This window comes from Pseudomonas sp. JV245A (assembly GCF_032424515.1).
In the GTDB taxonomy this organism is placed as follows: Bacteria; Pseudomonadota; Gammaproteobacteria; order Pseudomonadales; family Pseudomonadaceae; genus Aquipseudomonas; species Aquipseudomonas protegens.
Genome location: NZ_VYKE01000108.1, coordinates 1 through 19,800 on the forward strand (window position 1 = coordinate 1; position 19,800 = coordinate 19,800).

A 19,800-nucleotide genomic window follows, 5' to 3' on the forward strand; every position below is an offset into this window, starting at 1 on the left:
TTCGCTGGCAAGCCAGCTCCTACAGGGTTGGGCGAGGCGCGCAAAATGGCGGATATCTTAAAGCAAAACGGCGGCCAGAGGCCGCCGTTTAGTGCTTTGGATCGATTTAGGCTGCTGGAGCCGGCTGGCTTTCCTCCGCCGGTTTTGGCAGCGACGAAAGGAAGGCCATGACCAGCGCTGCCACGTAAGGCAAAGACTGCACCAGGAGCATGGTCACCCAGAAGCGCATGTCGTTGCTCGGCAGGCCCTGCACCAGGAAGATCCCCAGCGCCGCGCCCCACAACAGCAGCATGATGAACAGCTCTTCCCGGGCTTCCGAGATCGCCACCCAGAAGCCGTGGTTGTCGGCGTTCTTCGGGGTGCGGAAGAACGGAATGCTGCTGGTGAAGAAACCGTACAGCACCGCCTTGGCGATGGTGTGGGACAAGGCCAGGCCCGCCAGGGCCGCGCAGAACGCGTCCTTGAGGTTGACCCCCACTGCACGGCGGTAGAGGAAGATGATCTTGCCCACCTTGAACACGAACAGCGCCAGCGGCGGGATGGCGAAGATCAGCAGCGGCGGGTCGACCCGTTGCGGCACGATGATCATCGCCGCCGACCACAGCAGGGCGCCGACGGTGAAGAAGATGTTCATGCCGTCCGCTACCCACGGCAGCCAACCCGCGAGGAAGTGGTAGCGCTGGCCACGGGTCAGCTCGGTGTTCTTGCCGCGCAGCAGGCTGGCGGTGTGGCGCTTGATGATCTGGATCGCGCCATAGGCCCAGCGGAAACGCTGCTTCTTGAAGTCGATGAAGGTGTCGGGCATCAGGCCCTTGCCGTAGCTTTCGTGGTGGTACGCCGCCGACAGGCCTTTCTCGAACACCCGCAGGCCCAGCTCGGCGTCTTCGCAGATGCACCAGTCGGCCCAGCCCAGCTCTTCGAGCACTGTGCGCCGGGTCATGGTCATGGTGCCGTGCTGGATGATCGCGTCACGGTCGTTGCGGGTGACCATGCCGATATGGAAGAAGCCTTTGTATTCCGCGTAGCAGAGCTTCTTGAAGGTGCTTTCGTTCTGGTCGCGATAGTCCTGGGGCGACTGCACGATGGCGATCTTCGGATCGGCGAAGTGCGGCACCATGTGCTTGAGCCAGTTGCGGTCGACGCAGTAGTCGGAGTCGATCACCGCGATCACTTCGGCGTCCTTGGCGGTGTGCGGCAACAGATAGTTCAGCGCACCGCCCTTGAAGCCGGCCAGGGGCGCGACGTGGAAGAACTTGAAGCGCGGGCCGAGGGTCTCGCAATAGGCCTGCACCGGTTCCCAGACCGCCGGGTCCTTGGTGTTGTTGTCGATGATCAGGACTTCGAAGTCCGGGTAATCGAGGTTGGCCAGGGCATTGAGGGTCTGTTTGACCATCTCCGGCGGCTCGTTGTAGCAGGGTACGTGGATCGAGACTTTCGGCCGGTAGCTGGAGTCCCCCTCCACCGGCAGGAATTCGCGCCGGCGCTTGTGGATCCACACCGCTTCGGCCAGTTCATGGGCCTCGGTCAGCAGTACGATGAACACCCCCAGCGCGCCGAGGGCCAGGAGGAAGCCCACCGTCAGGCTGAACCAGGTGCTGTATTGCTGGCTGTAGTCGTAGCCGATCCACACCAGCACCGAACCGCAGAGAAACGCGATAAAGGTCAGGAAGGTCCGGCCGCGCTGGCGCAGGGCCGAGCCGTCGATCATCAGCAGGGTCAGCGACAGCAGCGCCAGCACCACCGAGCCGATGGCCAGCACCCGCCATTGCGGGATGGCCACCACCGGGCCTTCGAAGTTGAATTTCTGCTGGCGCGCGGCGTTGAACACGCCCCAGTAGGCGCCCACCGAACCTTCGTCGCTGGCCTTCCACGGCTGGTCGAAGGCTTCGATGACAAAGTAGTTGTAGCCCTGGCGGTTGAGCTTGTTGACCAGGGTACGCAGGTAGATCGCCTGGTCCGCCGGGCTGGCGTCGGCGCCACCACGCATGCGGCCGTTGCTCGGCCAGCCGACCTCGGACAGCAGCAGCGGTTTTTTTGGGAACATCTTCTTCAGGTCCCGGGCGCGGTCGAGGACGAACTGCTCGGCCTTGTCCACCGGGATGAACTCCCAGTAGGGCAGGATGTGCGCGGCGATCAGGTCGACGTGCTTGGCCAGCCCCGGGTTTTCCTCCCAGACGTGCCATTGCTCCGAGGTGGTGACCGGAACTTTTACCGCGGCACGCACCCGGTCGAGAATCACCGACAGTTGGTCGGCGGTGATTTCCTTGCGGAAGATCGCCTCGTTACCCACCACCACCCGCACGACGCTGCGGGAGGTATTGGCCAGTTCGATGGCACGCATGATTTCCCGCTCGTTGCGCTCCAGGTCCGGGCTGATCCAGATCCCCAGGGTCACGCGCAGGCCGAACTCTTCCGCGAGCCTCGGGATGTCTTCCAGGCTGCCGTCCACCGAATAGGTACGGATGTTGTCGGTCAGCTTGCTCATGATCTCCAGGTCGCGACGCATTTCATCGTCGGACGGGTACTGGTCCTTCTGCGGGAACTGGCCCTGCTGGAAAGGCGAGTAGGAAAAACCGGAGATCTGTTCCGGCCAGTCGGGGGCCGAGACCGGGCGATTGATCAGCGCCCAGAAACCGGTGAACAGCGCGGCAATGGCCAGCACTATCACCAGGTTGAGTCCAAATTTACGCGATGACATAGCTATTTCGGGTTCCAAAAGGTGTGGAACGAGGGAAGGGTTGGCAGGCGCCAAACGGCGGGCATCCTACACCGGCCCTCAACTGAGCGTACAGCGCACAGAGGAAAGCCAGACCTTGGGCACTGTATTCGGGTTTAAGTTCTTTACTTGTAGCTTCAAGGTTAAAACTTGTCGCGTTGAGGCCCTATAATGCGCGCCGGTTTTTTAGGTGATGGTCATGAGTACAGAAGATCCACGGTTTGCCGGCGTCGCCCGTTTGTATGGCATTGAAGGCCTGGAGCGGCTGCGGGCGGCCCATGTGGCGATCGTCGGCGTCGGCGGGGTCGGTTCCTGGGCGGCGGAAGCCATCGCCCGTTGCGGGGTGGGCGAGATCTCGCTGTTCGACCTCGATGACGTCTGCGTCAGCAACAGCAACCGCCAGTTGCACGCGCTGGACAGCACTGTGGGCAAGCCCAAGGTCGAGGTCATGGCCGAACGCCTGCGCGGCATCAATCCGGACTGCAAGGTGCACGCGGTGCCGGACTTCGTCACCCGCGAGACCATGGCCGAGTACATCACCCCAGACATCGATTGCGTGATCGACTGCATCGACAGCGTCAATGCCAAGGCGGCGCTGATTGCCTGGTGCAAGCGACGCAAGATCCAGATCATCACCACCGGCGGCGCGGGGGGGCAGATCGACCCGACGCTGATCCAGGTCTGCGACCTGAACCGTACCTTCAATGACCCGTTGGCCTCCAAGGTGCGTTCCACCCTGCGCCGCGACTACGGTTTCTCGCGCACCGTAACCCGGCACTACAGCGTGCCTTGCGTGTTTTCCACCGAACAGCTGCGTTATCCGAAGCCGGACGGCAGCATCTGCCTGCAGAAGAGTTTTGTCGGCGATGGCGTCAAGCTCGACTGTGCCGGCGGCTTTGGCGCGGTGATGATGGTGACCGCGACCTTCGGCATGGTGGCGGCGACCAAGGCGGTGGACAAGATTGTCGCCGGCGTGCGCCGCCCGTCGGAACGCAGCAAACCCGCCGCCCCGTAGGAGCTGGCTTGCCAGAGAAGAGGGCCGCGAGGAGGGTGCAAGGCTTATGGGCCTGTTGGCCAGCAAGCAGGCTCCTACGGAGTTAGGGGGCGCTGGCCAGTTCGCTCATGCGTTGCAAGACGGCGTTCAGGCCATTGCTGCGTGAAGGCGAGAGTTGGCGCGACAGGCCCAACTGGTTGAACCAGTCGGCCAGGTCCACTTCCCGCAACTGCTCTGCCGTCAGGCCATTGACCCGTGCCAGGAGCAGGGCCACCAGCCCGCGAATCAGCCGCGCGTCGCTGGCTGCGGCAAACTGCCAATGACCGTTTTCCAGGGCCGCCACCAGCCAGACCTGGCTTTCACAGCCGTGCACCCGGTTGGCCTCGACCCGGTCGGCCTCGCTCAGGGACGGCAGGCGCTCGCCCCATTGCATCAGCAGGCGCGCCCGCTGTTCCCAGCCGGCAGCCCCCTGGAAAATCTCCAGGGCGGCGACGGCATCCGCCGGCAGGCTCATCGCAGCAGCTCCAAGGCCTGATCCAGCGCTTCGAAGAAACGCTCCAGGTCCTCGGAATCGTTGTACAGCGCCAATGACACGCGAATCGCTCCGGCCAACCCCAGGCTCTTCATCAGCGGCATGGCGCAGTGGTGCCCGGCGCGTACGGCAATGCCTTGTTCGGTCAGCAGGTGCGCCAGGTCGGCGTTGTGCACCCCATCTACGACAAAACTGACCAGGGCCACTTGCGGCGAGCCCAGCAGGCGGATGCCATTGCGCGCCTGCAAGCCGTGCAGCAGGTAGGCGTGCAGCGCTGCTTCATGGTCGGCCAGTGCTTGCTGATCCAGGCCGGCGAGATAATCCAGGGTGGCACCCAGGCCGATGACCCCGGCAATCGGCGGCGTACCGGCCTCGAAGCCCAAGGGGGCGGGGCGGAAGCTGGCGTGCTGGTAATCGGCCTCCTGGACCATTTCACCACCGAACTGCCAGTGGCGCAGGCCCTTGAGTGCTGCATGACGGCCAAACAGCACGCCGACCCCATCCGGGCCGTACAGCTTGTGGCTGGAGAACACATAGAAGTCGCAGCCCAGGGCCTGCACATCGTGGCGGCCATGGACCACGCCCTGGGCGCCGTCGATCACCGTCAGTGCGCCCTGGGCCCTGGCCATGGCCAGCAGTGGGGTCAAGGGTTGCCAGGCTCCAAGCACGTTGGACAGCTGGCTCACCGCCAGCAAACGGGTGCGCGGGCCGATCAAGCGGCTTGCCGCGTCGACGTCGATCAGGCCGTCCGGGTCCAGGGGCAGGACCATCAGCTTGAGACCGCGACGTTGGGCCAGTTGCTGCCAGGGCAGCAGGTTGGCGTGGTGCTCCAGGGCGCTGATGACGATTTCATCGCCCGGGGAAAATTGGTGCTCCAGGCCGTAGGCCAGAAGATTCAGCGCGGAGGTCGCGCCGTGGGTGAAGACGATTTGCCCACTGTCACCGGCATTCAGCCATTGGCCGACCTTGCTGCGGCTGTCTTCGAACGCTTGGGTGGCGTGGGCGCCGGGCAGGTGTTGCGCACGATGCACATTGGCCGCGCCATTGGCGTAGTAGTGCGCCAGCGCGTTCAGCAGGGCTTGGGGTTTTTGCGTGGTGGCGGCGTTGTCCAGGTACGTCTGGTCCTGGCGATGCAGGGCGGCGATGGCCGGGAAGTCGGCGCGCCAGGGGGAGGCTACAAGCATGGTGGCAGAACTCGTTTGAACAGGCCGGGCGCCGATGATAAGCGCCTGGCCGGTTCCAGTGAAACCGAATCGCTGCTTAGTTGTGAGCGTGCAGCGCTTCGTTCAGCTCGATGGCCGACTTGTGGGTCTTGCACTCCACTGCGCCGGTTTCCGAGTTGCGACGGAACAGCAGGTCCGGCTGGCCGGCCAGTTCCCGGGCCTTGAGCACTTTGACCAGCTGGTTGTTCTCGTCCAGCAGCGCCACCTTGGTGCCGGCGGTCACGTACAGGCCCGACTCCACGGTATTGCGGTCGCCCAGCGGGATGCCGATACCGGCGTTGGCGCCGATCAGGCAGCCTTCGCCGACCTTGATCACGATGTTGCCGCCACCCGACAGGGTGCCCATGGTGGAGCAACCGCCGCCCAGGTCCGAACCCTTGCCGACGAACACGCCTGCGGAAACCCGGCCTTCGATCATGCCCGGGCCTTCGGTGCCGGCGTTGAAGTTGACGAAACCTTCGTGCATCACGGTGGTGCCTTCGCCGATGTAGGCGCCCAGGCGGATCCGCGCACTGTCAGCGATACGCACGCCGCTCGGCACCACGTAGTCGGTCATTTTCGGGAATTTGTCCACCGAGAACACTTCCAGCAGCTCGCCGCGCAGGCGGGCTTCCAGTTGACGCTCGGCCAGCTCGCCGAGGTCGATGGCACCCTGGCTGGTCCAGGCCACGTTCGGCAGCAGCGGGAACACGCCGGCCAGGCTCAGGCCGTGCGGCTTGACCAGGCGGTGGGACAGCAGGTGCAGCTTCAGGTAGGCCTCTGGAGTGGAGGTCAGCTGGGCATCTTCGGCCAGCAGGGTCGCTACCAGCGGCTTGTGGCTTTCGGCCAGGCGGGTCAGCAGGGCTGCCTGGGTGGCGTCGATGCTTTTCAGTGCGTCGGCCATTTGCGCGGCCTGGGCGGTGGTGAACGTGATGGCCTGGTTGCCTTCGCTGTAGCCGAGGATCGGCGCTACGGCAGCGACGATTTCAGCCGCAGGCTGGAGCAGGGGCGATGCGTAAAACACTTCCAGCCAAGCGCCTTGACGGTTCTGGGTGCCGACACCGAATGCCAGGCTGAACAGGGTAGTGGACATGCAGTTACCTCTTGCGAAATTGATTGAGCAGGCTTACTTGAGCGCCGCTGCGTAAAGGTCTGGCTTGAAGCCAATCAGGGTCTTGTCTCCGAGATCGAGCACCGGGCGCTTGATCATCGAAGGTTGCGCGAGCATCAGTTCAACGGCTTTCGCCTGGTCGAGATCGGCTTTGCTTTCGTCATCGAGTTTGCGAAAGGTCGTGCCCGCGCGGTTCAACACCACCTGCCAGCCGTGCTCGTCGCACCACTGATTCAGGTGCTCACGGTCAATGCCGGAGGTTTTGTAATCATGGAAGTCATAGCTGACAGCGTGTTCATCGAGCCAGGTGCGCGCCTTTTTCATGGTGTCACAGGCTTTGATGCCGAAAAGGTGCAACGTTTTGCTTGAAGCGGTCAAGGAATTGCCCCCTTTGGAGATGCTGGAGATGAAAGGTCACGGATTATGCCACGACCGCGCCGATTCGGCGTCGGCTGCTGCGGGGCTTTGTCGCATTGTGTTTCCGCGCCCGGGCGCCGTTGCGACTTTTGTGCAGCGGCGTAAACGCAGCTTAAGCGGCTAATATGGCACTTCTGCGGTGAATTCCTGCCGCCGTTGTGTGTCTGCTTTGAAGTTTCAGATCGGGAAGCCCGCTTTATGCAAACCGCCTATACCGTCCTCATCCTGCTGATGCTGGTGAGCCTCTCGCGTCTTGTCGGACGGGTGATTCCACTGCCGCTGCCCCTGGTGCAGATTGCCGCCGGCGCCTTGCTGGCCTGGCCGACCCTGGGGTTGCACGTGGCCCTGGACCCGGAGCTGTTTCTCTTCCTGTTCTTGCCGCCGCTGTTGTTTTCCGATGGCTGGCGCATGCCCAAGCGCGAATTCTGGCGCCTGCGCGGGCCGATCCTGACCCTGGCAGTAGGGCTGGTGCTGTTCACCGTGGTGGGCGCCGGCTACTTCATCCATTGGCTGCTGCCGAGCATTCCGTTGCCGGTGGCCTTTGCCCTGGCCGCCGTGCTTTCGCCCACCGACGCCGTGGCGGTATCGGCGATTTCCCAGAACCGCTTGCCCACGCCCCTGATGCACATGCTCCAGGGGGAGGCGCTGATGAATGACGCCTCGGGCCTGGTGACCTTCAAGTTCGCCCTGGCAGCGGCGGTGACCGGGGTGTTCTCCCTGGCCAACGCCAGCCTGACCTTCGTCCTGGTGGCGGTGGGCGGCCTGGCGGTCGGCGTGGCACTGAGCTGGCTGGTGGGGCGCCTGCGGGCCTGGATGATCGCCCGAGGCTGGGATGACCCGGCGACCCACGTGGTGTTCATGCTGCTTTTGCCGTTCGCCGCCTATGTGCTGGCCGAGCGCCTGGGAGCCTCGGGCATTCTCTCGGCGGTGGCGGCGGGGATGATGCAGAGCTGGCTCGACCTGCTGCCGCGCCAGACCAGCACCCGGCTGCTCAATCGCAGCGTCTGGTCACTGCTGGAGTTCGCCTTCAACGGCCTGATCTTCCTGCTCCTGGGGTTGCAGCTGCCGGACATCATCAAGGCCGTGGTCAGTCACGAGACCTCGCTGTGGCCGACCCTGTTCTACCGTTGCCTGGATGTGGTGGCGATTTTCCTGGTGCTGCTGGTGTTGCGTTTCATCTGGGTGCAGAGCATCTGGCGCCTGTCCGGCCTGCTGCGGCGCTGGCGCGGCAAGGGCGAATTGACCCTGGTGCCGACCGCCCGTTCCTGCTGGTTGCTGACCGTGGGTGGAGTGCGCGGGGCGGTAACCCTGGCCGGTGTGATGTCGGTACCGTTGTTTCTCGGTGCCGGTGAAGCCTTTCCGGAGCGCGACCTGCTGATCTTCATCGCTGCCGGGGTGATCCTGCTGTCCCTGGTGGCGGCCTGCATTGCCCTACCGCTGCTGCTGCGCGGCATTGTGAAGAGCCCTGACGACAAGCGCCGTGGGGAAGTGCGGGATGCCTGGCGCAAGACTGCCGAAGCGGCGATCCATGCCCTGGAGGCCGAAGAGGTGGCTGACACCGGTGAAACCCCGGATGCTGCCCAGGCGGCCCTGGCTACCGAACTCAAGGGGCGCTTGATGGCCGAGTACCGGCATCAGTTGGAGGTCTACAACGATTCCGCCGAGGCCCAGGCCCTGGCGTTCCAGATGGACTTGCTGGAGCGGCGCCTGCGGATCAAGGCCCTGCGAGCGCAACGGCTGGAGCTGTATCGGCTGAGCCGCCAGCATCAGATTGGCGACGATGTGCTACGCGAAGTACTGGCAGACCTGGATATGAGCGAGGCCAATCTGGGGCAGGTGAAGTGAGGCGTTCGCCGGCAGTCGGCTCCTGCTGTGGGAGCCGGCTTGCCGGCTAAAGACCTCAAGCGCGACGCAGCACGAAATCGCGAATCCGTTCCGCGGCTTCCACGCATTCCGCCAGCGGCGCTACCAGCGCCATGCGTACCCGGCCGGCGCCCGGGTTGGTGCCGTCCACATCCCGCGACAGGTAGGAGCCCGGAACCACGGTCACATGCTCCTGTTCGAACAGGTCGCGGCAGAAGGCTGCGTCATCCCCGGCCACGTTCGGCCACAGGTAGAAGCTGCCGTCCGGGCGCTGCACATCCATCACGGGCGCAAGGATCGCCAGCACCGCGTCGAATTTCTCCCGGTACAAGGCGCGGTTGGCGCGCACGTGCACTTCGTCGTTCCAGGCGGCGACGCTGGCCAGTTGGGTCTGCACCGGCATGGCGCAGCCGTGGTAGGTGCGGTACAGCAGGAAGCCCTTGAGAATCTCGGCATCACCGGCGACGAAGCCCGAGCGCAGGCCCGGCAGGTTGGAGCGCTTGGACAGGCTGTGGAACACCACGCAGCGCTTGAAGTCCTTGCGGCCCAGTTCGACGCAGGCGCTGAGCAGGCCCGGCGGCGGTGTCTGTTCGTCGAAGTACAGCTCGCTGTAGCACTCGTCGGCGGCGATCACGAAGTCGTGCTCGTCGGCCAGTGCGATCAGCTTCTTCAGGGTGTCCAGCGGGATCAGCGCGCCGGTGGGGTTGCCCGGCGAGCACAGGAAGAGGATCTGGCAGCGCTGCCAGATCTCCGCCGGCACGGCGTCGAAGTCCGGGTTGAAGCCGTTTTCGTCGAGGCACGGCAGGTAGTGCGGCTTGGCCCCGGCGAGGAAGGCCGCGCCTTCGTAGATCTGATAGAAGGGGTTGGGGCTGACCACCAGGGCATCTTCGCCGCGGTTGACCACGGTCTGGGTGAAGGCGAACAGCGCTTCGCGGGTGCCGTTGACCGGCAGTACATTGCGCGCCGGGTCGAGCCAGAGCGCGGGCACGCCAAAGCGCCGTTCGCACCAGCCGGCGATGGCTTCGCGTAGCGCCGGGATGCCCAGGGTGGTGGGGTAGACCGCCATCTGATCGAGGTTGCTGGCCAGGGCTTCGGCGACAAAGCTTGGCGAGCGGTGCTTGGGTTCGCCGATGGACAGGGCGATGGCGCGCTTGTCCGGGTTGGGCGTCACGGTGCCGAGCAAGGCGCGCAGCTTTTCGAACGGGTAGGGCTGCAACTGGTTCAGAGCGTTGTTCATGGAGGCGGTATCTCACTCAAAGCGGTGGTTCGGACCCGTCAGATGCTCAGGCGGGTCATTTCGATAGTCGGTTCGTGGCTGACGCTCAACTGCTCGACGATCGCATCCTGCAAGCGGCTGCACAGCTGGGGGTCGGACAGGGGCTGGTTGTGCGCATCGGTGATGAAGAACACGTCTTCCACGCGCTCGCCCAGGGTGGCGATCTTGGCGTTCTGCAGCGACAGGTCGAACTCCAGGAAGATCTTGCCGATCCGCGCCAGCAAACCCGGGCGATCCGGGGCGCTGAGTTCCAGCACGGTCACCGGGCGTTGGGCGTCGTTGTGGATAGTCACCTCGGGGGCGAAGGCAAAATGCTTGAGCTGGCGCGGCACCCGGCGCTGGATGATGGTCGGGTAGTCATCGGGGTTGCGCAGGGCGTCGGTCAGGCCCTTGCGGATCTGCTCGACTCGCTGCGGGTTGTTGCCGATGGATTCGCCGTCGTTGTCCAGGACGATGTAGGTGTCGAGGGTGAACTGGCTGCTGGAGGTGATGATGCGCGCGTCATGGATGTTCAGGTTGAGCTGGTCCATGGCGGCCACGGTCACCGCGAAGAAGTCGTGCTGGTCCGGGGCGTAGATGAAGATCTGGGTGCCGCCCTCGAACTCGCGCTGGGTGATTTCCTTGATCAGCACCAGTGGCCCGCCATCGGCCGGCTGCTGGAGGATCGCGTCGCTGTGCCAGGCCACGTCGCCGGCGGTGTGGCGCAGGAAGTAGTCGTCCCCCAGTTGGGACCAGAGTTGTTCCACTTCGTCCGGGTCGGTGCCGTTGCGCACCAGGATGTCCAGGGCGGCGCTCTGGGTCTGGCGGATCTGCTCTTCGCGGTCCACCGGGTTTTCCAGGCCGCGGCGCAGGGCTCGCTTGGTCTCGGTGTAGAGCTGGCGCAACAGGCTGGCGCGCCAGGAGTTCCAGAGCGTCGGGTTGGTGGCGTAGATATCGGCGACGGTCAGTACGTAGAGGTAGTCGAGGCGGGTCTGGTCGACCACGATCTGTGCGAAATCGTGAATCACCTGCGGGTCGGACAAGTCCTTGCGCTGAGCCGTGGTGGACATCACCAGGTGGTTCTGCACCAGCCAGACGATCAGCCGGGTATCCCACTGCGGCAACTGGTGGCGCACGCAGAAGGCTTCGGCATCCACGGCGCCGATTTCCGAGTGGTCGCCATGACGGCCCTTGCCGATGTCGTGGTACAAACCGGCCAGGTAGATCAGCTCGGGCTTGGGCAGCTTGCCCATGAGCTTGCTGGCCAGCGGGAATTTCTCGGAGATCGGCGTGTACTGCATTTTGCGCAGGTGCTTGATCAGGTTCAGCGTGTGGGCGTCCACGGTATAGATGTGGAACAGGTCGTGCTGCATCTGCCCGACGATGAAGCCGAACTCCGGCAGGTAGCGTCCGAGAATGCCGTAGCGGTTCATCCGCCGCAGGTTGCGGTGGATGCCGATTTCGCACTTGAACAGCTCGATGAACAGGCTGGTGTTGCGGATATCGTGGCGGAAGTCGTCATCGATCAGGTGCCGGTGTTCGCGCAGCAGGCGGATGGTGTCGGCGCGCACGCCCTTGATTTCCGGGTGCTGGGCCATCAGCACGAAGATCTCCAGCATGGCGAACGGCGTGCGCTTGAATACGTTGTCGTTGATCGCCTCGATGTAGCCGTCGTGCAGTTGGAAGCGCGCATTGATCGGCTGTGGCGGTGCCTCGTCCTCGGGGGCGAGGATCACCTCCTCGAAGTGCTGGATGATCAGGTCGCTCAACTGGGCGATGCTCATCACCACCCGGTAGTACTGCTGCATGAAGCTTTCGATGCTCTGTTTCGCATCTTCGCCCTCGAAGCCCAGCAGGGTGGCGATGGAGCGCTGGTGGTCGAGCAGCAGGCGGTCCTCGGCGCGCCCCGCGAGCATGTGCAGCGCGTAGCGGACCTTCCACAGGAACTCCTGGGACGAGGCCAGGAGCGCGTTTTCGCTTTCCACCAGGAAGCCTTCGCCGGCCAGGGCCCGCAGGTTCAGGGTGCCGTACTGGCGGCGCGCGACCCAGAGGATGGTCTGGATGTCCCGCAACCCACCCGGCGAGCCTTTGACGTTGGGCTCCAGGTTGTATTCGGTGTCGTTGTACTTGTGATGGCGGGCCTTCTGCTCGGCCCGCTTGGCCAGGAAGAAATCCTTGCTCGGCCACATGTGCTCGGTGCTGGTCACTTGCAGCATGCGCTGGCGCAGGTGCTCGGGGCCGGCAATGGTGCGGCTTTCCATCAGGTTGGTGATCACCGTCAGGTCGGCCCGCGCCTGTTCGGCGCATTCGTCCACCGAGCGCACGCTTTGCCCGACTTCCAGGCCAATGTCCCAAAGCAGGGTAAGAAAGCGTTCGATGGAGTCGCGGAAAATTTCGTGGTCGGCGCTGTCCAGGAGGATCAGCAGGTCGATGTCGGAATAGGGGTGCAGCTCGCCGCGACCGTAGCCGCCGACCGCCACCAGGGCGATGTCGGCGTCTTCGCTCCAGCTGAACTGGTCCCAGGCCTTTTGCAGGATGTTATCGATGAACCAGGCGCGGTCTTCGATCAGCCGGCGGATCTCCCGCCCACTGCGAAAGCGCGTATCGAGCACTTCCCGTGCCTGGCGGATGGCCTTCTTGAAGGCGGCGATAGGGCTGGCCTTCAGCGCCAGTTCCGCCTGGAACTGGCCGCGGTCGAAGAGTTCGGGGTCCACCTGCGGCATCGATTGGCTTTCCTTTCTATCTATAAGGTCGGGACGCAGCGTTGTGGATCAGGCAGACACCCGGGCGATGGTGTCATCGCTGCGCAGGGTGAAGATCTCGTAGCCGGTCTCGGTCACCAGCAGGGTGTGTTCCCACTGCGCGGAGAGCTTGCGGTCCTTGGTGATGGCGGTCCAGCCGTCGCCCAGGACCTTGGTGTCGGCCTTGCCCTGGTTGATCATCGGCTCGATGGTGAAGGTCATGCCGGCCTTGAGTTCCATGCCGGTACCGGCACGGCCGTAGTGCAGGATCTGCGGCTCTTCGTGGAACACCTTGCCGATGCCGTGGCCGCAGAACTCGCGAACCACCGAGAAACCGTTCTTTTCCGCGTGCTTCTGGATCACTTCGCCGATGTCGCCCAGGCGGCAGCCCGGTTTCACCAGTTCAATGGCCTTGTACATGCATTCCTGGGTGATCTGCGACAGGCGCTCGGCCCAGACCGGCACGGTGCCGACGTGGAACATGCGGCTGGTGTCGCCGTGGTAGCCGTCCTTGATGACGGTCACATCGATGTTCAGGGTGTCGCCATCCTTCAGCGGCTTCTCGTTGGGAATGCCGTGGCACACCACGTGGTTGATCGAGGTGCAGATGGATTTGGGGAAGCCCTTGTAGTTCAGCGGGGCAGGGATCGCACCTTGCACATTGACGATGTAGTCATGGCAGATGCGGTCCAGTTCTTCGGTGGTGACACCGGGTTTGACATGCTCGGCAATCATTTCCAGCACGTCGGCGGCCAGTTTGCCGGCGACACGCATTTTGGCGATGTCCTCGGGAGTTTTGAGGGTGACGGTCATACAGGCTCTCTTGACGCCCAGGGGCGCGATAAACACGGAAATGGCTCGAAAACCCGCATGCGCAAGGCTTGGCCTACGATGGGCCAGCAAGGTTTTCAAAAGCCGCAAAGGTGCGATTCTAACAGAGGCTCAGCGCAAATCTGAGGTTCTGCTGGCGCTTCTCTCCATACAATGGTGCATTCTGGACCGATTCCAAGAGGCGGGCAAAATGCCTGCGGATCGCCGAGTGTGAATCCGGGTTCCGTTTTTGCCCTTGCTGTGGTATAAAATGCGCCGCTTTCCGGGGATGCCCCGAAAAGCTCAAACCCACACACGTGTCGACACGATGACCTGGGTGCCCTCAGCACAAGCTGTTGGTTGGTCATTGGGATACGTGGAGGCCTAACCCGACTTATTAAGGAACTATCATGTCCCAAGTCAACATGCGCGATATGCTGAAGGCCGGTGTGCACTTCGGTCACCAAACCCGTTACTGGAATCCGAAAATGGGCAAGTACATTTTCGGCGCGCGCAACAAGATCCACATCATCAACCTTGAAAAAACCCTGCCAATGTTCAACGAAGCTCTGACTTTCGTAGAGCGTCTGGCCCAGGGCAAAAACAAGATTCTGTTCGTCGGCACCAAGCGTTCCGCTGGCAAGATCGTTGCTGAAGAAGCAGCACGTTGCGGTTCGCCGTACGTCGATCACCGCTGGTTGGGCGGCATGCTGACCAACTACAAAACCATCCGTGCTTCCATCAAGCGTCTGCGTGACCTTGAAGTGCAAGCAGAAGACGGCACCTTCGCCAAGCTGACCAAGAAAGAGGCGCTGATGCGCACTCGCGATCTGGAAAAGCTGGATCGTTCCCTGGGTGGTATCAAGGACATGGGCGGCCTGCCTGACGCACTGTTCGTGATCGACGTTGACCACGAGCGCATCGCGATCACCGAAGCCAACAAGCTGGGCATCCCGGTCATCGGCGTTGTCGATACCAACAGCAGCCCGGAAGGCGTTGACTACATCATCCCAGGCAACGATGACGCCATTCGCGCCATCCAGCTGTACATGGGTTCGATGGCTGACGCTGTGATCCGTGGTCGCAACAACGTTGCTGGCGGCACCGAAGTGTTCGAAGAAGCTGCAGCACCGGCGGCTGAAGCCTGAGTAACTGACGCGTAGCGTTGACTCAGCACGCAAAAAGGGGGCTTGGCCCCCTTTTTGCCAACTCGAAAATCATTTCGTCGTCGCGCCCCGACAGTTTCTGTAATGCGGGGCTGTTATGAAGTGGTTTCGGGGCAATGCCCAAGAATTGAGCGCCCGTTCGATCGGGTGGAATGGTTGAAAACCTATCCAAGAGGATTTTGAAAATGGCAGAGATTACTGCAGCGTTGGTCAAAGAACTGCGCGAGCGTACCGGCGAAGGCATGATGGACTGCAAAAAGGCCTTGACCAAGGCCGGCGGCGACATCGAAAAAGCCATTGATGACATGCGTGCTTCCGGCGCCATCAAGGCTGCCAAGAAAGCAGGCAACGTTGCTGCTGAAGGCGCTATCGCCATCAAGGACGACGGTAAAGCCGCTGTCCTGCTGGAAGTCAACTCGCAGACCGACTTCCTGGCTCTGCAGGACGATTTCAAGGCATTCGTTGCCGCTAGCGTGGAAAAGGCTTTCGCTGACAAGCTGACTGACGCCGCTCCGCTGATCGAAGCTCAAGAAGCTGCGCGCCTGATCCTGGTTGGCAAGACTGGCGAGAACGTCAACATCCGTCGTCTGGCTCGCGTTGAAGGCGACGTGGTCGGCACCTACCTGCACGGCAACAAGATCGGTGTTGCGGTTGTTCTGAAAGGCGGTTCCGTTGAACTGGCCAAAGACATCGCCATGCACGTAGCGGCCAGCAACCCTGAGTTCCTGCTGCCATCGCAAGTTTCGGCTGAAGCGATCGAGCGTGAAAAGGCTGTGTTCCTGCAGCTGAACGAAGACAAGATGAAAGGCAAGCCAGCCGAAATCGTTGAAAAAATGATCGCTGGCCGTATCAGCAAGTTCCTGGCCGAAGCCAGCCTGGTTGAGCAAGCTTTCGTCAAGGACCCAGAAGTCACCGTAGGTGCTCTGGCCAAGAAAGGCGGCGCTGAAATCGTTTCCTTCACCCGTTTCGCGGTAGGTGAAGGCATCGAGAAGAAAGAAGACAACTTCGCCGAAGAAGTTGCTGCACAACTGGCTGCTGCCAAGCAACAGTAAGACGGTTTTTTCAACTGTCGCCCAGAAGAGGCTGCCCGCTCACGCGCGCAGCCTCTTTTCAAATGGGCAGGGTAATTTAGTTGTTTATCCTCGGAACCGCCTTACAAAGTCGTGTTCTGATGGCGCTGTGACAGCGTCAAGCTAGAGTGAACGCAGGCTGTAAACAGCCCGCAAAGAATTTTTTAAATACGCCGCAGGAGAGATTCGCAATGGCTCAGCAGGGCAGTGGTTATCAAGCTCGCTATAAACGCATTCTACTCAAGCTTAGCGGCGAGGCCCTGATGGGCTCGGAAGAGTTCGGGATCGATCCCAAGGTGCTGGATCGCATGGCGCTGGAAGTCGGCCAGCTGGTTGGTATCGGCGTCCAGGTAGGCTTGGTGATCGGTGGTGGCAACCTGTTCCGCGGCGCTGCATTGAGCGCGGCCGGGATGGATCGGGTCACGGGCGACCACATGGGCATGCTGGCCACTGTGATGAACGCCCTGGCCATGCGTGATGCACTGGAACGTGCGAATATCTCGGCCATCGTGATGTCGGCTATTTCCATGGTCGGCGTGACCGATCACTATGACCGTCGCAAGGCGATGCGCCACCTGAACTCCAAAGAGGTGGTGATCTTCGCGGCCGGTACCGGCAACCCGTTCTTCACCACCGACTCCGCAGCCTGCCTGCGCGCTATCGAGATCGATGCCGACGTGGTGCTCAAGGCAACCAAGGTCGATGGTGTTTACACTGCAGACCCGTTCAAGGACCCGCATGCCGAGAAGTTCGATCATCTGACTTACGATGAAGTGCTGGATCGCAAGCTGGGAGTGATGGACCTGACGGCAATCTGCCTGTGCCGCGACCACAAGATGCCGCTGCGGGTATTTAACATGAACAAGCCCGGCGCCCTGCTGAATATCGTGCATGGTGGCGCTGAAGGAACCCTGATCGAGGAAGGCGAGCAATGATCAACGAAATCAAGAAAGACGCTCAAGAGCGCATGAAGAAATCCCTGGAGTCCCTGGCCCATGCATTCGGCCAGATTCGCACCGGCAAGGCTCACCCCAGCATCCTGGGAAGTGTGATGGTGCCTTACTACGGTACCGACACACCGTTGAGTGGCGTTGCCAACGTTACCGTGAAGGACTCCCAGACCCTGCAGGTAGTGCCGTTCGAGCGCAATATGCTCGGAGCCATCGACAAGGCCATCGGCAGTGCCGGTCTTAACCTCAATCCGACCAACCTGGGTGAGCTGCTGCTGATCAAGATGGCACCGCTGACCGAGGAAACCCGCAAGGGCTTCACCAAGCAGGCGCGTGCTGCCGCCGAGGATGCACGGGTTGCAGTGCGCAACATTCGCCGCGATGCCCTGGGTGAGTTGAAGAAGCTGACCAAGGACAAGGAAATCAGCGAAGACGAAGAGCGCCGTGGCAGCGCCGAAATCGATAAGCTGATCAAGGACTTTGAAGCTCAGATTGCCAAAGCGACTGAGGAAAAAGAAAAGGACTTGATGGCCGTATAAGGGTCAGGCGTTTTCATGGAAAAGACCAAGCAGTCCGTGTTGTCCTCGGTGCCGCGCCATGTGGCGATCATCATGGACGGTAATAACCGCTGGGCAAAAAAACGCTTTATGCCGGGTGTCGCCGGGCATAAGGCGGGTGTCGATGCGGTACGTGCAGTGATCGAAGTGTGCGCTGAGGCCAAGGTCGAGGTGCTGACCCTGTTTGCCTTTTCCAGTGAAAACTGGCAGCGCCCGGCTGACGAAGTCAGTGCCTTGATGGATCTGTTCTTCAAGGCCCTGCGTCGTGAAGCCAAGCGCCTCAACGAGAACAACATCAGCCTGCGGATCATTGGCGATCGTTCACGCTTCCATCCCGAGTTGCAGGCGGCGATGCGCGAAGCGGAGGCCATTACCGCGGGTAGTGATCGTTTCATCCTGCAGATCGCCGCCAATTATGGCGGCCAGTGGGATATCGCTCAGGCCGCCCAGCGCCTGGCGCGCGAGGTCCAGGCCGGGCATCTGCGGCCCGAGGACATCACTCCGGGCCTGCTGCAGACCTGCCTGGCGACCGGCGACCTGCCGCTGCCGGACCTGTGCATCCGGACCGGTGGCGAGCATCGCATCAGCAATTTCCTGTTGTGGCAGCTGGCCTATGCCGAGCTGTATTTCTCCGACCTGTTCTGGCCGGACTTCAAACACGAAGCCATGCGTAACGCATTGGCCGATTACGCATCTCGCCAGCGACGCTTCGGTAAGACGAGCGAGCAGGTCGAGGCTGGAGCCCGGGTTTAATGCTTAAACAACGAATCATTACTGCGCTGATCCTGCTGCCGATCGCCTTGTGCGGGTTCTTCCTGCTCGAAGGCTCGGGGTTCGCCCTGTTCATCGGTCTGGTGGTAAGCCTCGGTGCCTGGGAGTGGGCGCGTCTGGCGGGCTTCGAGGCGCAGCCGGCTCGGGTGGCCTTCGCCGTGGTGGTGGCGGCGCTGTTGTTCCTGATGCATCTGGTTCCGGGCGTTGCGCCCTGGGTGCTGGGTGCTGCGGTGCTGTGGTGGGCGCTGGCGACCTACCTGGTGCTGACCTATCCGCGTTCCAGCGAGCAATGGTCCGGTGCCGCGCCCAAGTTGTTGATCGGCCTGCTGATCCTGCTGCCGGCCTGGCAAGGGCTGGTGTTCATCAAGCAGCTGCCACTGGGCAACTGGTTGATCATGGCGGTGATGGTGCTGGTGTGGGGCGCGGATATCGGTGCCTACTTCTCCGGCAAGGCCTTCGGCAAGCGCAAGCTGGCGCCCCAGGTCAGCCCGGGCAAGAGCTGGGAGGGCGTGTACGGCGGCCTGGCGTTGAGCCTGGTGATCACCGCGGTGGTGGGGCTGGTGCGTGACTGGACCCTGGGGCAGATGATTCTGGCGCTGCTGGGTGCAGCGATCGTTGTATTCATTTCGGTGGTCGGCGACCTGACCGAGAGCATGTTCAAGCGCCAGTCGGGTATCAAGGACAGTAGTAACCTGTTGCCCGGTCATGGTGGGGTGCTGGACCGCATCGACAGCCTGACCGCGGCCATTCCGGTGTTTGCCGTGCTGTTGTGGATGGCTGCGCTGTGACTGCTGTACAGCAGATCACGGTTCTGGGGGCTACCGGCTCTATCGGTCTGAGCACCCTGGATGTGATTGCCCGTCATCCGGATCGTTATCAAGTGTTTGCCCTGACGGGCTTCACGCGTCTGGCCGAGTTGCTGGCGTTGTGCGTAAAGCATGAGCCCCGTTTTGCGGTGGTGCCCGAGGCCGCGGCCGCCAGCCGCCTTCAGCAAGATTTGCGCGCCGCCGGCCTGGCTACCCAGGTGCTGGTGGGGGAGCAGGGGTTGTGCGAGGTGGCCTCGGCTCCGGAAGTCGATGCCGTTATGGCAGCGATTGTCGGTGCGGCGGGGTTGCGCCCGACTCTGGCGGCGGTTGAGGCTGGCAAGAAGATCCTGTTGGCCAACAAGGAAGCGCTGGTGATGTCTGGCGCGCTGTTCATGGAGGCAGTGGGCAAGAGTGGTTCCGTGCTGTTGCCTATCGACAGTGAACACAATGCGATCTTTCAATGCATGCCCGCGGATTTTTCCCGCGGGCTGAGTCGGGTCGGTGTGCGACGTATTCTTCTGACGGCTTCGGGCGGTCCTTTCCGTCAGACGCCTCTGGAAGAGCTTGAGCATGTTTCCCCCGAACAGGCCTGTGCCCATCCGAACTGGTCCATGGGGCGCAAGATCTCCGTGGACTCGGCAAGCATGATGAACAAGGGGCTGGAACTGATCGAGGCCTGCTGGCTATTTGATGCCAGGCCTTCCCAGGTCGAAGTGGTGGTGCACCCGCAAAGCGTGATCCACTCGCTGGTGGATTACGTCGACGGCTCGGTCCTGGCGCAGTTGGGTAATCCGGATATGCGCACCCCGATCGCCAATGCCCTGGCCTGGCCGGAGCGC

17 protein-coding genes are annotated in these 19,800 nt (G+C 62.3%); 9 read left to right on the plus strand and 8 right to left on the minus strand.

Translation table 11 applies throughout. The annotated features are described in order from the left end of the window. Positions 1-106: 106 nt before the first annotated feature. A complete protein-coding gene (locus tag F6S12_RS23070) occupies positions 107-2,698 on the minus strand; it encodes a glycosyltransferase (RefSeq protein WP_011059514.1) in 2,592 nt (863 codons plus the stop codon). A 217-nt stretch (positions 2,699-2,915) separates the two neighbouring features. Here F6S12_RS23070 and tcdA point away from each other — a divergent pair, with 217 nt between their 5' ends. Further along, a complete protein-coding gene (tcdA, locus tag F6S12_RS23075; RefSeq protein ID WP_015634325.1) occupies positions 2,916-3,731 on the plus strand; it encodes a tRNA cyclic N6-threonylcarbamoyladenosine(37) synthase TcdA in 816 nt (271 codons plus the stop codon). A gap of 82 nt (positions 3,732-3,813) precedes the next feature. Here tcdA and F6S12_RS23080 read toward each other — a convergent pair whose 3' ends face one another. The 4 genes from F6S12_RS23080 to F6S12_RS23095 form a co-directional block, all read right to left on the minus strand. Beyond that, a complete protein-coding gene (locus F6S12_RS23080; protein WP_041116200.1) occupies positions 3,814-4,224 on the minus strand; it encodes a SufE family protein in 411 nt (136 codons plus the stop codon). Next, on the minus strand, positions 4,221-5,426 hold the full coding sequence (locus F6S12_RS23085; protein ID WP_152685982.1) for an aminotransferase class V-fold PLP-dependent enzyme: 1,206 nt from the start codon (positions 5,424-5,426) through the stop codon (positions 4,221-4,223). Before F6S12_RS23085 ends, F6S12_RS23080 begins: the two co-directional genes overlap by 4 nt. 76 nt (positions 5,427-5,502) lie before the next feature. Then, on the minus strand, positions 5,503-6,537 hold the full coding sequence (gene dapD / locus F6S12_RS23090) for a 2,3,4,5-tetrahydropyridine-2,6-dicarboxylate N-succinyltransferase (protein WP_011059518.1): 1,035 nt from the start codon (positions 6,535-6,537) through the stop codon (positions 5,503-5,505). A 33-nt stretch (positions 6,538-6,570) separates the two neighbouring features. Beyond that, positions 6,571-6,933 (minus strand): ArsC family reductase, encoded by a 363-nt coding sequence (locus F6S12_RS23095; RefSeq protein ID WP_011059519.1) that lies wholly within the window; start codon positions 6,931-6,933, stop codon positions 6,571-6,573. Between the two features lie 237 nt (positions 6,934-7,170). Between F6S12_RS23095 and F6S12_RS23100 the strand changes: the two genes are divergently transcribed. Beyond that, positions 7,171-8,817 carry a Na+/H+ antiporter gene (locus F6S12_RS23100; protein WP_015634329.1) on the plus strand — a complete coding sequence of 549 codons (1,647 nt, stop codon included), beginning with the start codon at positions 7,171-7,173 and terminating at the stop codon, positions 8,815-8,817. A 55-nt stretch (positions 8,818-8,872) separates the two neighbouring features. On the opposite strand, the gene dapC is transcribed toward F6S12_RS23100, so the two are convergent. Genes dapC through map form a run of 3 tightly spaced genes read right to left on the minus strand, consistent with a single transcriptional unit; the run spans position 8,873 to position 13,644 of the window. Then, positions 8,873-10,072 (minus strand): succinyldiaminopimelate transaminase, encoded by a 1,200-nt coding sequence (gene dapC / locus F6S12_RS23105; protein ID WP_123473868.1) that lies wholly within the window; start codon positions 10,070-10,072, stop codon positions 8,873-8,875. 38 nt (positions 10,073-10,110) lie between these two features. Beyond that, positions 10,111-12,813, minus strand: coding sequence for a [protein-PII] uridylyltransferase (locus F6S12_RS23110; RefSeq protein WP_011059522.1), 2,703 nt, complete (start codon positions 12,811-12,813; stop codon positions 10,111-10,113). Positions 12,814-12,861: 48 nt separating this feature from the next. After that, positions 12,862-13,644, minus strand: a complete 783-nt coding sequence (gene map, locus F6S12_RS23115) for a type I methionyl aminopeptidase (RefSeq protein WP_011059523.1) — start codon at positions 13,642-13,644, stop codon at positions 12,862-12,864. A gap of 407 nt (positions 13,645-14,051) precedes the next feature. Between map and rpsB the strand changes: the two genes are divergently transcribed. The 7 genes from rpsB to dxr all read left to right on the plus strand — a co-directional run. Further along, complete coding sequence (gene rpsB / locus F6S12_RS23120) at positions 14,052-14,789, plus strand: 30S ribosomal protein S2 (RefSeq protein ID WP_011059524.1); 738 nt, start codon at positions 14,052-14,054, stop codon at positions 14,787-14,789. 203 nt (positions 14,790-14,992) lie between these two features. Next, complete coding sequence (gene tsf / locus F6S12_RS23125) at positions 14,993-15,859, plus strand: translation elongation factor Ts (RefSeq protein ID WP_123430124.1); 867 nt, start codon at positions 14,993-14,995, stop codon at positions 15,857-15,859. Positions 15,860-16,068: 209 nt separating this feature from the next. Next, entirely contained in the window at positions 16,069-16,812 is a 744-nt protein-coding gene (gene pyrH, locus F6S12_RS23130; protein WP_011059526.1) for a UMP kinase, read from the plus strand. Next, positions 16,809-17,366 (plus strand): ribosome recycling factor, encoded by a 558-nt coding sequence (frr, locus tag F6S12_RS23135; protein WP_011059527.1) that lies wholly within the window; start codon positions 16,809-16,811, stop codon positions 17,364-17,366. The genes pyrH and frr overlap by 4 nt, the downstream gene beginning before the upstream one ends. A 15-nt stretch (positions 17,367-17,381) precedes the next feature. After that, positions 17,382-18,137, plus strand: coding sequence for a polyprenyl diphosphate synthase (gene uppS / locus F6S12_RS23140; protein ID WP_011059528.1), 756 nt, complete (start codon positions 17,382-17,384; stop codon positions 18,135-18,137). After that, positions 18,137-18,943 (plus strand): phosphatidate cytidylyltransferase, encoded by an 807-nt coding sequence (locus tag F6S12_RS23145; RefSeq protein WP_210482571.1) that lies wholly within the window; start codon positions 18,137-18,139, stop codon positions 18,941-18,943. The genes uppS and F6S12_RS23145 overlap by 1 nt, the downstream gene beginning before the upstream one ends. Continuing rightward, positions 18,940-19,800, plus strand: an 861-nt coding sequence (gene dxr, locus F6S12_RS23150; protein ID WP_315869358.1) for a 1-deoxy-D-xylulose-5-phosphate reductoisomerase, incomplete at its 3' end; no start/stop codon positions are given. The genes F6S12_RS23145 and dxr, both read left to right, overlap by 4 nt.

Excerpts from the sequence above, each read along its gene's own strand:
- F6S12_RS23070 (WP_011059514.1), bottom strand. The coding sequence starts at position 2,698 with ATGTCATCGCGTAAATTTGGACTCAACCTGGTGATAGTGCTGGCCATT.
- tcdA (WP_015634325.1), top strand. The coding sequence starts at position 2,916 with ATGAGTACAGAAGATCCACGGTTTGCCGGCGTCGCCCGTTTGTATGGC.
- F6S12_RS23080 (WP_041116200.1), bottom strand. The coding sequence starts at position 4,224 with ATGAGCCTGCCGGCGGATGCCGTCGCCGCCCTGGAGATTTTCCAGGGG.
- F6S12_RS23085 (WP_152685982.1), bottom strand. The coding sequence starts at position 5,426 with ATGCTTGTAGCCTCCCCCTGGCGCGCCGACTTCCCGGCCATCGCCGCC.
- dapD (WP_011059518.1), bottom strand. The coding sequence starts at position 6,537 with ATGTCCACTACCCTGTTCAGCCTGGCATTCGGTGTCGGCACCCAGAAC.
- F6S12_RS23100 (WP_015634329.1), top strand. The coding sequence starts at position 7,171 with ATGCAAACCGCCTATACCGTCCTCATCCTGCTGATGCTGGTGAGCCTC.
- dapC (WP_123473868.1), bottom strand. The coding sequence starts at position 10,072 with ATGAACAACGCTCTGAACCAGTTGCAGCCCTACCCGTTCGAAAAGCTG.
- F6S12_RS23110 (WP_011059522.1), bottom strand. The coding sequence starts at position 12,813 with ATGCCGCAGGTGGACCCCGAACTCTTCGACCGCGGCCAGTTCCAGGCG.
- map (WP_011059523.1), bottom strand. The coding sequence starts at position 13,644 with ATGACCGTCACCCTCAAAACTCCCGAGGACATCGCCAAAATGCGTGTC.
- rpsB (WP_011059524.1), top strand. The coding sequence starts at position 14,052 with ATGTCCCAAGTCAACATGCGCGATATGCTGAAGGCCGGTGTGCACTTC.
- tsf (WP_123430124.1), top strand. The coding sequence starts at position 14,993 with ATGGCAGAGATTACTGCAGCGTTGGTCAAAGAACTGCGCGAGCGTACC.
- pyrH (WP_011059526.1), top strand. The coding sequence starts at position 16,069 with ATGGCTCAGCAGGGCAGTGGTTATCAAGCTCGCTATAAACGCATTCTA.
- frr (WP_011059527.1), top strand. The coding sequence starts at position 16,809 with ATGATCAACGAAATCAAGAAAGACGCTCAAGAGCGCATGAAGAAATCC.
- uppS (WP_011059528.1), top strand. The coding sequence starts at position 17,382 with ATGGAAAAGACCAAGCAGTCCGTGTTGTCCTCGGTGCCGCGCCATGTG.
- F6S12_RS23145 (WP_210482571.1), top strand. The coding sequence starts at position 18,137 with ATGCTTAAACAACGAATCATTACTGCGCTGATCCTGCTGCCGATCGCC.